At 66.7% G+C, this 12249-nt stretch carries 12 protein-coding genes and 1 pseudogene; 4 read left to right on the forward strand and 9 right to left on the reverse strand.

Annotated elements, in window-relative coordinates; all coding sequences use genetic code 11:
• Positions 1-62: 62 nt before the first annotated feature.
• Both ACRDU5_RS05145 and tnpB read left to right on the forward strand, forming a co-directional pair.
• Positions 63-650 carry an IS607 family transposase gene (locus tag ACRDU5_RS05145; protein ID WP_526613331.1) on the forward strand — a complete coding sequence of 196 codons (588 nt, stop codon included), beginning with the start codon at positions 63-65 and terminating at the stop codon, positions 648-650.
• Complete coding sequence (gene tnpB, locus ACRDU5_RS05150; protein WP_526613333.1) at positions 650-2032, forward strand: IS607 family element RNA-guided endonuclease TnpB; 1383 nt, start codon at positions 650-652, stop codon at positions 2030-2032. Before ACRDU5_RS05145 ends, tnpB begins: the two co-directional genes overlap by 1 nt.
• A 90-nt stretch (positions 2033-2122) precedes the next feature.
• On the opposite strand, the gene ACRDU5_RS05155 is transcribed toward tnpB, so the two are convergent.
• The 7 genes and pseudogenes from ACRDU5_RS05155 to ACRDU5_RS05185 all read right to left on the reverse strand — a co-directional run bounded on the left by ACRDU5_RS05155 (position 2123) and on the right by ACRDU5_RS05185 (position 8544).
• Positions 2123-2485 carry a hypothetical protein gene (locus ACRDU5_RS05155; protein WP_526613335.1) on the reverse strand — a complete coding sequence of 121 codons (363 nt, stop codon included), beginning with the start codon at positions 2483-2485 and terminating at the stop codon, positions 2123-2125.
• Between the two features lie 68 nt (positions 2486-2553).
• Positions 2554-3318: a DUF899 domain-containing protein gene (locus tag ACRDU5_RS05160; protein WP_526613337.1), complete on the reverse strand. Its 765-nt coding sequence runs from the start codon at positions 3316-3318 to the stop codon at positions 2554-2556.
• 115 nt (positions 3319-3433) lie between these two features.
• Positions 3434-3898 (reverse strand): annotated as a pseudogene (locus tag ACRDU5_RS05165) (SCO6745 family protein); the annotation flags it as partial.
• Positions 3899-3907: 9 nt separating this feature from the next.
• Entirely contained in the window at positions 3908-5305 is a 1398-nt protein-coding gene (locus ACRDU5_RS05170; RefSeq protein ID WP_526613339.1) for an MFS transporter, read from the reverse strand.
• 446 nt (positions 5306-5751) lie between these two features.
• The gene (gene uvrB / locus ACRDU5_RS05175) at positions 5752-7911 is read right to left on the reverse strand and encodes an excinuclease ABC subunit UvrB (RefSeq protein WP_526613340.1); all 2160 of its coding nucleotides are present in this window, start codon (positions 7909-7911) and stop codon (positions 5752-5754) included.
• Positions 7912-8023: 112 nt separating this feature from the next.
• On the reverse strand, positions 8024-8275 hold the full coding sequence (locus ACRDU5_RS05180) for a type II toxin-antitoxin system RelE family toxin (RefSeq protein WP_526613342.1): 252 nt from the start codon (positions 8273-8275) through the stop codon (positions 8024-8026).
• Positions 8272-8544, reverse strand: a complete 273-nt coding sequence (locus ACRDU5_RS05185) for a type II toxin-antitoxin system Phd/YefM family antitoxin (protein WP_526613344.1) — start codon at positions 8542-8544, stop codon at positions 8272-8274. Before ACRDU5_RS05185 ends, ACRDU5_RS05180 begins: the two co-directional genes overlap by 4 nt.
• 61 nt (positions 8545-8605) lie before the next feature.
• Between ACRDU5_RS05185 and ACRDU5_RS05190 the strand changes: the two genes are divergently transcribed.
• Together ACRDU5_RS05190 and ACRDU5_RS05195 are read left to right on the forward strand one after the other, a co-directional pair.
• The gene (locus tag ACRDU5_RS05190; protein WP_526613351.1) at positions 8606-9106 is read left to right on the forward strand and encodes a ribonuclease FAU-1 family protein; all 501 of its coding nucleotides are present in this window, start codon (positions 8606-8608) and stop codon (positions 9104-9106) included.
• Between the two features lie 70 nt (positions 9107-9176).
• Positions 9177-9695 (forward strand): hypothetical protein, encoded by a 519-nt coding sequence (locus tag ACRDU5_RS05195; protein WP_526613346.1) that lies wholly within the window; start codon positions 9177-9179, stop codon positions 9693-9695.
• Here the strand turns inward: ACRDU5_RS05195 and coaE are convergent.
• Both coaE and rpsA read right to left on the reverse strand, forming a co-directional pair.
• Positions 9692-10822 carry a dephospho-CoA kinase gene (coaE, locus tag ACRDU5_RS05200; protein ID WP_526613347.1) on the reverse strand — a complete coding sequence of 377 codons (1131 nt, stop codon included), beginning with the start codon at positions 10820-10822 and terminating at the stop codon, positions 9692-9694. The genes ACRDU5_RS05195 and coaE overlap by 4 nt on opposite strands.
• Before the next feature lie 21 nt (positions 10823-10843).
• The coding region (gene rpsA / locus ACRDU5_RS05205; protein ID WP_526613349.1) for a 30S ribosomal protein S1 at positions 10844-12249 on the reverse strand (1406 nt) is incomplete at its 5' end.

Genomic DNA, 12249 nt, shown 5'->3' on the forward strand with positions numbered 1-12249 from the left:
TGCCAGCTGTTGCGGGTTGAGTGGTCGGTAGTTGTCGGTGGTGTGCTGTAGGAACAGAAAGTATGAATCTAGCGGCGTGGGCTGAGCGCAACGGTGTTGCGCGCGTGACTGCGTATCGCTGGTTTCGTGCTGGATGTTTGCCGGTACCCGCCCGGCGAGTGGGTCGGCTGATTCTCGTGGACGAGCCGATCGGCGAGGCTGGCCTACGAGCGCGCACGGCGGTGTATGCGCGGGTGTCGTCGGCGGATCAGAAAGCAGATCTCGACCGGCAGGTGGCGCGGGTGACCGCGTGGGCAACGGACCAGCAGATCACGGTCGACAAAGTCGTCGTCGAGGTCGGGTCCGCGCTGAACGGGCACCGCCGCAAGTTTCTTGCCCTGCTGCGCGACCCGTCGGTGCAGCGGATCGTGGTCGAGCATCGGGACCGGTTCTGCCGGTTCGGCTCGGAATACGTACAGGCCGCACTGGCCGCACAGGGCCGAGAGCTGGTCGTGGTGGACGCCGCCGAGGTCGATGACGACCTCGTGCGGGATATGACCGAGATCCTGACCTCGATGTGCGCTCGTCTGTACGGCAAGCGAGCCGCCGAGAACCGCGCCATGCGCGCGCTGGCAGCTGCCGCAGCGACCGATGAGCGGGGTGCGGCCTGATGGCGAAGTTTGAAGTCCCTGACGGCTGGTGTGTGCAGGCGTTTCGGTTCACGCTGGACCCGACCGAGGATCAAGCCAGGTCGCTGGCCCGGCATTTCGGCGCGCGGCGCAAGGCATACAACTGGACCGTGGCCACCCTGAAAGCCGATATCGAAGCGTGGCACGCGGGCGGGATGCAGACCGCGAAGCCTTCCCTTGGGGTGCTGCGGAAACGCTGGAACACCGTCAAAGACGACGTGTGCGTCAACGCCGAGACCGGTGCGGTGTGGTGGCGTGAATGCTCGAAGGAGGCTTACGCCGACGGCATCGCCGGCGCGGTGGACGCCTATTGGAATTGGCAGAGGTCCCGTGCTGGCAAGCGCGCTGGGAAAAGAGTCGGGTTCCCGCGGTTCAAACGCAAAGGCCGCGACAGTGACCGGGTGTGCTTCTCCACCGGCGCGATGCGGGTCGAGCCCGACCGCAGGCACCTCACACTGCCGGTGATCGGCACTGTCCGCACGCACGAGAACACTCGCCGCATCGAACGTCTCATCCGGGCTGGGAGGGCGCGTGTGCTGGCGATCTCGGTGCGCCGCAACGGCACTGGTTTGGACGCCAGCGTGCGGGTGCTTGTCCAACGCCCCCAGCAACCCAGCATCGCGCTACCTGGTTCGCGGGTTGGTGTCGACGTCGGGGTGCGGCGTTTGGCGACAGTTGCCACCGCTGACGGTGTCGTGATCGAACAAGTCGAGAACCCGCGACCGCTAGACGCGGCGTTGCGTGAGCTGCGCCAACTATGCCGAGCACGGTCGCGCTGCACGAAAGGCTCGCGGTCCTACCGCGCACGCACCATGCAGATTTCCCGGCTGCACCGCCGGGTCCATGACGTCCGCAGTCATCACCTGCACGTCCTGACAACACGGTTGGCCAAAACCCACGGCCGGATCGTTGTTGAAGGTTTGGACGCCGCGGGGATGTTGCGGCAAAAGGGCTTGTCGGGTGCCCGCGCCAGGCGGCGTGGACTATCGGATTCAGCCCTGGCCACACCGCGCCGCCACCTGTCTTATAAGACAGGCTGGTACGGGTCACAACTGGTCGTCGCTGACCGCTGGTTCCCGTCGTCGAAAACCTGCCATGCCTGCGGGCACGTGCAGGACATCGGATGGGCCGAACATTGGCAATGTGATGGTTGTTCGGCAGCGCCACATCAGCGCGACGACAACGCATCTATCAACCTCGCACGCTACGAGGGCACCGCTCGCGTCGTCGGCCCAGTTGGGGCCGCCGTCAAGCGTGGAGCCGACCGTAAGACCCGGCCTAGCCGGGCTGGTGGCCGTGAAGCGCGGAAGGGAACCGGCCACCCGGCCGGGGAACAACCCCGAGATGGGGTGCGAGTCGCGTGACCACTAAAGATCACTCACTCGCAACGGTTGCACTACCGGGACACGCGCTGCGCCACTGACTCCTGGAAAGCGGTGCCCGCACACACAAGGTCAGTCGGCAGCGGGAGTCCGCCGGGAAGCGGCATCGGGAGACCCGTCATTGGCAGAGCCGGAAGGGCTGGAGCCACCGCAGCGGGTGCAGGCACACCGCCCGCCGCAGTCGAGATGGGAGCCGTCGGAGCCGCAGCAGCCGGTATGGCCGGTACCAGCCGCCGGCAGCGCCGGTAATGCCGCCGCGGGGATGGCCGGAATCAGCGTGGCAAGCTGCGGCACGCCGGCGGCGGCGATCGGGGCCGCGGCCATCGGAGCGCCGGCCAGCGTCTGCAACGACCCGGTCAGGTCGGACGGCGACGCGGCAAACTGCTGCAGGATGCCGGCGCACGGCACACCAGGGCGGTTACCGGATCTACTCAAGCGGAAATTGGGGCCCCCAGAAAGTGGCGGTTATGAAACCGATGCCAAGCAGAAGCGCTCCGGTGACGCTAGCCGTCGACTTCCAACGGCATCCCCGCCGCGATGCCGCCCTGTGGCCAGCCGGCCGGCGAGTCCTCCCACGGTTCCTGGCGGCCATACGGCGTCAGGTCCAGGAACGGATAGCCCACCGCGGAGTGGTCCAGCCCGCGGGCATACGCCGAATAGGTGTGGAACACCTCATCGCCGCGGCGCAGGAAAACGCTCGCACCCGGCCAGTCGCCGTGCAGGTCGTCGTCGTTCCAACCGTCGCGGTGCAACTCATCGAGCGACTTGTAGTTGTACTCGACCGGCGTGCGCTGCGGATTGAGCGTGACGTGATAGTCGTAGGTGAAGTCGTTGTCGCGCGACGAGTACCACGGGAACGTCCAACCGTGCTTGTCGCGGTAACGGGCGATGCTCGCATACGGGGCGCGCGACACGCAGGCAAACGTCACGTCCTTGGCGTGCAAGAGTGCGCGGTCCCGCTCGGTGAACGTCATATCCGCCGCGGCCGTGCAACTGGGGCAGCCTTCGTCGACGGCGTCGATCCACATGAAGTGATGGATGTAGAGCTGGCTCCTGCCTTCGAACATGTCCACCAGCCGTAGCTCACCGTCGGGTCCCTCGAACACGTAGTCCTTCTCCACCTTGACCATCGGCAGCCGACGGCGTTCGGCGTTCACCGCGTCGCGCAAGTGAGTGACCTCACGCTCGCGGGCCAGTAGCTTCTTGCGGGCCGCCAGCCACTCCTCGCGGGTGTCGACATCGGGATAGGCGGTCGGGCTCTGGGTCATTGATCTCTCCTCACACATCGGCCTCGCAGATATAGACCTCCCGGCGCGCCGGGAGTCATCGCGGAAAACCCTTAGCGGTGCTGCCCGAACCGCGGGCCGAACGCGTTGGTCGGAAAAGCCCGTGCGCGACCAGCGCGGCGATATGGCCGTCGCCGCGGTACTCACGGAGCAAGGTGATCGCGTGCCACAGTTGCGCGTACGGCTCGTCCGGCCAGTCCAGTTCGGCATGACCGGCGTAGAGCGGGCGGCCGTCGGCGTTCGGGACCGCTTCGGCGACCAGGACCCGTGGCAGTACCGCGTCGACGATCTCATAGCGCACCCGCGTCACGGTGGCCGGCGACGCCAGCTCCCACGCCGCCGGAATCGCCGCCGCGATCAGCTCGGGATTGAAGTTATAGAACGTTGCCGCAACGACTTTCGCGGTGACCGCGCCCATCGGCGCCGACCGGCTGGCGAAGTAGTGCATGCGTGGGTCCAGCCCAAGCTCGCCGAACTTCTCATTGGCCTCGGGGACGAAGTAGATGGTCGAGTGCAGCCTGTCGAGCGCGCGGCTGAGCTGTCCGGCGGCAAACGCGTCGACACACCGACACTAGCGCGCGCGGCCGGCCCGATAGGAGGCCGCACTGCCGACGGCGGCCAGCACCGCGAACACGGCGAATAGCCAGCGGGCGGCGGCCACGTCGCCGCCTTCGGTCATGTTGACCACCACGCCAGCCAGGCCTGCGCCGAACGCGCCGGAGATCAGCTGCACGGTGTTGATCGCGGCCGCCGCGATGCCGCCGTCAACAGGGTCGTCGACCGCGCCCATGATCCATGCCGACAGGTGCGGCCACGCCACGCCGACCCCGGAACCCGCGATAAGCAACCCGACCGCCCAAACGGCTACCACCGGCCACGTCGCGTCGTCGCCCAGGCTCAGCGCGGCAAGCGCGAGACCGATCGCCATGATCACCGGCGCGGCGGCCACCAGGCGGACGACTGTGCGCGTCCGGTTGACCGATGCGCTGACGATCTCCGATGCCGTCCAGCCCACCGCGAGCACCGCGCCGAAGAACCCGGCCGCCGCCGGCGCCATGTTGGCCAGCCGCTGGCCGAACAGCGGCACGTACATGTCCGCCATGGTGGCGGCCATCAGCAGCCCGATCGTGACATACATCCACTTCAGCGGGCCGGGGCCGAACGCGGCCCGCGGCAAGACCGTCGCCCGCGCGCGGTGATCGACCAACAGGAAGAGCCCGACCAACGCCGCACCGACGGCGAGCAGGCCGGCGGTGGCCGCGGCGGCGTGCTGCACGCCCGCGACGCTGATCACCAGCGCGGCCGCGCCCAGCAGCAACAGCGACCCGACCGGGATCCGCGACACCACTGAGGGCGGCCGCTCACTCTGCCGCTGGGCCGGCAACGCGCTCGGCACCAGCGCCGCCATCGCCAGCGTCATGATTGCCAGCGATCCGAAAGCCCAACGCCAGATACCGAATTGCGCGAACAGTCCGCCCATCGCTGGGCCCACGATCACGCTGACGCCCCACATCGCCGACACCAACGCCGACGCCCGGGTCCACAGCCATTTCGGCAGGGCGGCGTTGATCACCGCGTAGCCGAGGCCGGCGAGCACGCCACCGGCCGCACCCTGCACGGTCCGCGCGACCAGGAGCAGCTCCATGTTCGGCGCGAGAGCACAGCCCACCGTGCCCGCGCCGAACACGGTCAGCGTGAGCAGGTACGACACCCGCGGCCCGAACCGCGTGAGCAGTGGGTTGACCGCGGTGGCCGCGACCACGGAACCAACCAGGTACACCGCGATCACCCATGCGTAAAACCGCTGACCACCGATGTCGGCGATGGTGCTGGGCAACAGGCTGATGGTGAGGAACTCGTTGGTCGCATACAACCCGACCCCACCCGCGAGAAGCGTCGTGGTGCCGAGCCGCTCGCGGCCCAACAACTCACGCCAGCTACCTGGCTTGATCGTTGCGGTCTCGCTCACCCGAGCCACGCTATAAGCTCAACCGCCGTTGAGGTCAACCAAACCTCGCGCGGATCCACTGCGCCGCATCATTTTCAATCCGCCGTGGGAGGGCGCGGATACGCTGACCTGGTGAAAATCGGCGTGACCAGGTCAGGGACAAGGAAGCGCTAACGGACGACGGACTCGGCGAGATCACGGCCCAGCTCCGCGATGAGGTCGAAATTCGGAGGTTGCTTGCCAATCAACCGGACCAGGCCTGCGAACCGGCCCAAGCGTGGGTGAAAAGGCTTGAGCCTCACGGACGCCCGCGCCGCCGCCCGTAGTACGAGATCACCGCCAGCGGTGACCTCGTAGCCGATCCGCTACCGCAGGCCAGCTTGCACCGAAATCTGCACCATGGTCGTTATCCGGCAACGACCACAGCCCTGGTGCAGAAATCGGCGCGAAAGGCGAGCGGGCCGGCCCTATTTCAGCCCGGCAGCGTCCATGCCGCGAAGTTCGCGCTTCAGATCGGCGATCTCGTCGCGGAACCGCGCCGCCAGCTCGAACTGCAGATCCCGTGCGGCGGCCATCATCTGGGCGGTCAGATCCTTGATGAGATCGGCGAGTTCGGCCCGCGGCATGTTCGTGGTGTCGCGGCCCTCGATGATCCCGGCGCTGACCGCGCGTCCCGGTTCGCCCTGCGCCCGCCGACCGCGCGACACGTTGCGGCCCGAGCCGCCGACCTCCACTCGGTCGCTGTCGTCGGCCTCGCGGTAGACCTGGTCGAGGATGTCGGCGATCTTCTTGCGCAGCGGCTGCGGATCGAGGCCGTTGGCCTCGTTGAAGGCGATCTGCTTGGCCCGCCGACGCTCCGTCTCGTCGATGGCTTCCTTCATCGAATCGGTGACGTTGTCGGCGTACATGTGCACCTCGCCGGACACGTTGCGCGCCGCGCGGCCGATGGTCTGGATCAGGCTGCGCGTCGAGCGCAGGAAGCCCTCCTTGTCGGCGTCCAGGATCGCCACCAGCGACACCTCGGGCAGGTCAAGACCCTCGCGCAGCAGGTTGATGCCGACCAGAACGTCGTACTCGCCGAGCCGCAACTGCCGCAGCAGCTCCACCCGCCGCAGCGTGTCGACCTCGGAGTGCAGGTAGCGGGTCCGGATGCCCATTTCCAGCAGGTAGTCGGTGAGGTCTTCGGCCATCTTCTTGGTGAGCGTGGTGACCAGCACCCGCTCGTCGGCCTCGGTCCGCCTGCGGATCTCGCCGATCAGGTCGTCGATCTGGCCCTTCGTCGGCTTGACCACGACCTTCGGGTCGACCAGCCCGGTCGGCCGGATCACCTGCTCGACGAACTCGCCGCCGGTCTGGCTCAGCTCGTAGGGGCCCGGGGTGGCGGACAGGTACACCGTCTGCCCGATCCGGTCGGCGAACTCTTCCCAGGTCAGCGGCCGGTTATCGATCGCCGACGGCAGCCGGAATCCGTAATCGACCAGGTTGCGCTTGCGGGAGATGTCGCCCTCGTACATGCCGCCGATCTGCGGCACCGTGACGTGCGACTCGTCGATGACCAGCAGGAAGTCCTCGGGGAAATAGTCCAGCAGGGTGGCGGGCGCCGAGCCGGCCGGCCGGCCGTCGATGTGCCGCGAGTAGTTCTCGATGCCGGAGCAGAACCCGACCTGGCGCATCATCTCGACGTCGTAGTTGGTCCGCATCCGCAGCCGCTGCGCCTCCAGCAGCTTGCCCTGCTTCTCCAGGTCGGCGAGCCGCTCGGCCAGCTCCTCCTCGATGGTGGAGATCGCGTGCGACATCCGCTCCGGGCCGGCGATGTAGTGCGTAGCCGGGAAGATCCGCAGCGAGTCGACCTTACGGATCACGTCGCCGGTGAGCGGATGCAGGTAGTACAGCGCCTCGATCTCGTCGCCGAAGAACTCGATGCGCACCGCGAGTTCCTCGTATGACGGGATGATCTCCACGGTGTCGCCGCGCACCCGGAACGAGCCGCGGGTGAATGCCATGTCGTTGCGGGTGTACTGGACGTCGACCAGCAGCCGCAGCAGCGCGTCGCGAGGCACCTCGAGGCCGACCTGGACCTCGACGGACCGGTCCAGGTAGGACTGCGGTGTGCCCAGGCCGTAGATGCAGGACACCGACGCCACCACCACGACGTCCCGCCGCGACAACAGGCTCGACGTCGCGGAGTGCCGCAGCCGTTCCACGTCGTCGTTGATCGAGCTGTCCTTCTCGATGTAGGTGTCGGTCTGCGCGATGTACGCCTCGGGCTGGTAGTAGTCGTAGTACGAGACGAAATACTCAACAGCGTTGTGCGGCAACATTTCTCGCAGTTCATTGGCGAGCTGCGCGGCCAGCGTCTTGTTTGGCGCCATCACCAGCGTGGGCCGCTGCAGCCGCTCGATCAGCCACGCCGTGGTGGCGGACTTACCGGTGCCGGTGGCGCCCAGCAGCACCACGTCGCGCTCCCCCGCTGTGATGCGCCGCTCCAGGTCATCGATTGCCGCCGGCTGATCACCCGCGGCGTGGTAGTGACTGACGACCTCGAACCGGCCGCCTGCGCGCACCGCGTCCTCGACGGCGCGATACTCGGAGTGCGCCAGCACGGGATGTTCGGTAGCGAAAGCCATATTCACCAGGGTAGAACCCGACACCGACATCGCTTGGCTCTGGTGTGCAACGAGATCGCAAATTCGCCCGATTTCATGCGATTTCGCGATCTGATCGCACATTAGCCGAGATTCAGCGGTATGCGTCGCTGCGTTTGGCGACGACGAACACTGTCAGCTCGCCCGCTGCGTCGTCAATGCCGTACACGATCCGGTACTGGCCGAACCGCACCCGCCAGTCGGTGGTGCTGCCGACGAGTTTCTTCGCGCCGGACGGGCGTGGGTCCTGTGACAAGCCAATGATGATGTGAAGCGCCGTTTCGAACTCGGCGCGCGGAAGTCGTTGCAGCTGCTTGAGTACGTCCGGATGAAACTGGACTCTCATTGGGTGGCGAAACTGTCCGCGTCGACGTTCAGCGCGTCGAGCATTTCACCAAGTGACATCGTTCTGAACGAGCCGGCACGGAGTTCACGCAGGTGCAGTGCGTCGGCGACGTCAGCGTGTTCGTGGAGGCGTTCGTAATCGGTCATGCTGATAATGACTGCGACCTCGGTGCCGCTGTCGGTGATGATGGCTTCTTCGCCCGTTGCGGCGACCGTGCGCACGACAGTTCCCAGGCTGCTTCTGAGGTCCCGCAGGCTGTGTGTACTCATGTTTACACATGGTACACATGAGTACACCGCAGCCTCGACGGGCTCGCCCTATGCTGGGCGTATCCACGCTCCCAAGCATGAGAAATTCGATCTGGTCGCCCGCACCAACACCGATCCGAAGGGGATCGTGCGGGCGGTGGAGGTCTACACCGTGCAGCCGTGGGGCCTCTACATGGCACGCCCGACGCCGGGACGTGCCCAGTTCCACTACCTGGAGTCGTGGCTGCTGCCGTCGTTGGGATTGCGCGCCAATGTCTTCCACTTCAATCCGGGCCACGAGCTCGATCAGGACTACTACCTCGACGTCGGCCACTACATCCCGGGCTCGACCGCATGGCATGCCGAGGACCACTATCTGGATCTGGTGGTGCGCACCGGTATTGGGGTGGAGCTCTCCGACGTCGACGAGCTGCTGACCGCGATCCGGCACCGCCTGCTCACCCCCGAAGTGGGCGAACAGGCGGTGCAGACGGCGGTTGCCGCAATCGACGGCCTGTCCAGGCACGGCTACGACCTGCAGCAATGGCTGGCCGGTAACGGGATGGACCTCACCTGGCGATAGGCCCGGTGTGACCACCGTCTTCCTGGCAACGACGTGGCCGTCGGGCGGCGCGAGGGTAGTCTCGGCACCCATGAGCTCCACCAAGCGCAGATGGACGACGATCTCCGCCGCGGCGCTCGTCGCGCTCGGCTCGCAGTTAACTCCGGCGACCGCGCTCGCCGACCCGGAGGTGCCGCCGGAGCCGGAGCCCGCCGTTCAGGGTGACCAAGAAGTGCTGCACAACATCAACTACCGCGCCCGCGTCGACGGTGTGTCCCGCGGCGCCACGATCACGTTCGCGGCCGAAGGCGACCAAACCCAGACGGCGAACCCGACGATGGTCCCTGGGCGCACGTTCGAAGCCAACACCGTGCTGCCGGCCTCGAAGCAGGCGAGCATGCGGGTGTCGATTGAGTGGCCATACTCGGCGAATCTGGCCTGCGAGATCCTCGTGGACGACGCGGTGGTCGCCCAGGCCGAGGATTTCATTGCGCCGCGATTCATGCCGGTACAGGACGACCCCGAGTACGGCGCATTGACATGCGAGGCGCCGGTCGGCGGCGTCCCCAACGTGGTCCCTCCCGACCCCGGTGCCCCGCCCCCGGCCTAGGCCCGCCAGTTGACCGCGTCGGCCCAGTCCCGCGCCCGCCGGTAGTTGTCAAGAAGCCACGGCTCTTCGGCGTCGGCATGATCCAGAAAGTCCTTTTGCACATCCGGGTGGGCCCGCAGCCAATCCGTGAACAGCAGCGCGAACTGCTGGTTGGGCCAGCCATCCACCCGCAGATGGATGTTCGCCGAGCGTCCCGGATCCGCTGCGCCGTGAATTCGCTTGCGCCACAACGACGGATCGCCGTCGAGGGCCACATCGCCGGTAATGCCCGCGATGCGGGGGTAGCCAACGTCGGCCAGGGCGTCGGCGAGTTCGTCGGCGATCGCCAGCGATGAAACGGTCACTTGAACGTCGATGACGTCCTTGGCGTCCATGCCCGGCACCGCGGTGGAGCCGATGTGGTCCACCCGTAACGCCTTTGGGCCGCAAGCCATTTGAATGCGGGCGATGATGCGCCGGGCGTCGTCGGGCCAGGCCGGGTTGTACGGCACCAGCCTTGGTGGGGTGCCGACGACCTCGCGTGTGCGAATGTTGTGTGCCAGCGGCAGCACCCGTTGGTACCAGAGGTCGCGGGCTTGCTCAGAGAGTTCGCCCTGCGAGCCGGAATTGTCCAGCAGCACGTCGGCGATTGCGCGACGCTGCTCTTCCGGCGCCTGCGCCGCGATCCGCGCCCTGGCGTCGGCCTCGTCCATCCCGCGTTTGATCAGCCGCTTGACCCGGGTTTCTTCGTCGGCGTGTACCACCACGACCAACGGAAATGCCGGCGCCGTACCGGTTTCGACCAGCAGCGGGATGTCCTCGACCACCACCGCATCCTCGGCCACCGCGGCGATGATCTCTTCCCGCCGCCGGCCCACCAGCGGGTGGACGATGCCGTTCAGCTTGGCCCGCCGCTCGTCGTCGACGAACGCCTTGGCGGCCAGCGCGGGCCGGTTCAGCGCACCGTCGGGCAGCAGGATGTCCTCGCCGAACGCGTCGACCAGCTTGGCCAACCCTTCGGTTCCCGGCTCGACGACTTCCCGGGCGATCACGTCGCCGTCGACGATGATGCCGCCGCACTCGTTGAACGTGGCCGACACCGTCGACTTGCCGGCGCCGATACCGCCGGTCAGACCGATGCGCAGCATGCGGTCAGGCTTGCGCGCCGGTTAGGCGCTGCCGGCCAGCTTCTCCCGCAGGGCGGCCAGCTGTTCGTCGCTGGCCAGCGACCCGCCTGCCGACTGCTCGTCCTCGGACGGGGGTGCGCCGTTGGCCGAAGGCTTCTCGCCGGCCGCCGCCTCGGCAGCAGCGAACTTCTCCATCTGCGCAGTGTGCATTTTGTGCCGGCGCTCGGCCTCGGCGTAGCGGGCTTCCCAGTCGTTGCGCTGGGCGTCGTAACCCTCGAGCCATTCGTTGGTCTCCGAGTCGAAGCCCTCGGGGAAGATGTAGTTGCCCTGCTCGTCGTAGCTGTCGGCCATGCCGTACTTCGAGGGGTCGAACTCCTCGGTGTAGTCCTCGTTGGCCTGCTTGAGGGACAGCGAGATGCGGCGGCGCTCCAGGTCGATATCGATGACCTTGACCATCGCGTCGTCGCCGACCGCGACCACCTGATCCGGCACCTCGACATGGCGCTCGGCCAGCTCGGAGATGTGCACCAGACCCTCGATGCCCTCCTCGACGCGGACGAACGCGCCGAACGGCACCAGCTTGGTCACCTTGCCCGGCACGATCTGGCCGATGGCGTGAGTGCGGGCGAAGTGCCGCCACGGGTCTTCCTGCGTCGCCTTGAGCGACAGCGACACCCGCTCGCGGTCCATGTCGACGTCGAGCACCTCGACGGTGACCTCGTCGCCCACCTGGACCACCTCGGACGGATGGTCGATGTGCTTCCAGGACAGCTCGGAGACGTGCACCAGGCCGTCGACACCGCCGAGGTCGACGAATGCGCCGAAGTTGACGATCGAGGACACCACGCCCTTGCGGATGGCGCCCTTCTGCAGCTGGTTGAGGAACTCGCTGCGCACCTCGGACTGGGTCTGCTCCAGCCAGGCGCGGCGGGACAGCACCACGTTGTTGCGGTTCTTGTCCAGCTCGATGATCTTGGCCTCGATCTCCTTGCCGATGTACGGCTGCAGATCGCGGACGCGGCGCATCTCGACCAGCGACGCCGGGAGGAAGCCGCGCAGCCCGATGTCCAGGATCAGGCCGCCCTTGACGACCTCGATGACGGTGCCGTTGACGGCCTCGTCCTTTTCCTTGAGCTCTTCGATGGTGCCCCAGGCGCGCTCGTACTGGGCGCGCTTCTTGGACAGGATCAGGCGGCCTTCCTTGTCCTCCTTGGTGAGGACCAGCGCTTCGATCTCATCACCAACGGAAACGACCTCATTGGGGTCGACGTCGTGCTTGATGGAGAGCTCACGGGAAGGGATGACGCCTTCGGTCTTGTAGCCGATGTCGAGCAGGACTTCGTCACGGTCAACCTTGACGATCGTCCCTTCGACGATGTCGCCATCGTTGAAGTATTTGATGGTTTTGTCGATGGCGGCGAGAAAGTCCTCGCTCGAGCCGATGTCGT

Source organism: Mycobacterium sp. (genome assembly GCF_050701515.1).
Lineage (GTDB): Bacteria > Actinomycetota > Actinomycetes > Mycobacteriales > Mycobacteriaceae > Mycobacterium.

Bases quoted from the DNA above. Each gene is read 5' to 3' on its own strand.
- ACRDU5_RS05185 (WP_526613344.1), bottom strand. From the start codon at position 8,544: ATGAGTACACACAGCCTGCGGGACCTCAGAAGCAGCCTGGGAACTGTC.
- ACRDU5_RS05195 (WP_526613346.1), top strand. From the start codon at position 9,177: ATGAGCTCCACCAAGCGCAGATGGACGACGATCTCCGCCGCGGCGCTC.
- coaE (WP_526613347.1), bottom strand. From the start codon at position 10,822: ATGCTGCGCATCGGTCTGACCGGCGGTATCGGCGCCGGCAAGTCGACG.
- uvrB (WP_526613340.1), bottom strand. From the start codon at position 7,911: ATGGCTTTCGCTACCGAACATCCCGTGCTGGCGCACTCCGAGTATCGC.
- ACRDU5_RS05145 (WP_526613331.1), top strand. From the start codon at position 63: ATGAATCTAGCGGCGTGGGCTGAGCGCAACGGTGTTGCGCGCGTGACT.
- ACRDU5_RS05180 (WP_526613342.1), bottom strand. From the start codon at position 8,275: ATGAGAGTCCAGTTTCATCCGGACGTACTCAAGCAGCTGCAACGACTT.
- tnpB (WP_526613333.1), top strand. From the start codon at position 650: ATGGCGAAGTTTGAAGTCCCTGACGGCTGGTGTGTGCAGGCGTTTCGG.
- ACRDU5_RS05160 (WP_526613337.1), bottom strand. From the start codon at position 3,318: ATGACCCAGAGCCCGACCGCCTATCCCGATGTCGACACCCGCGAGGAG.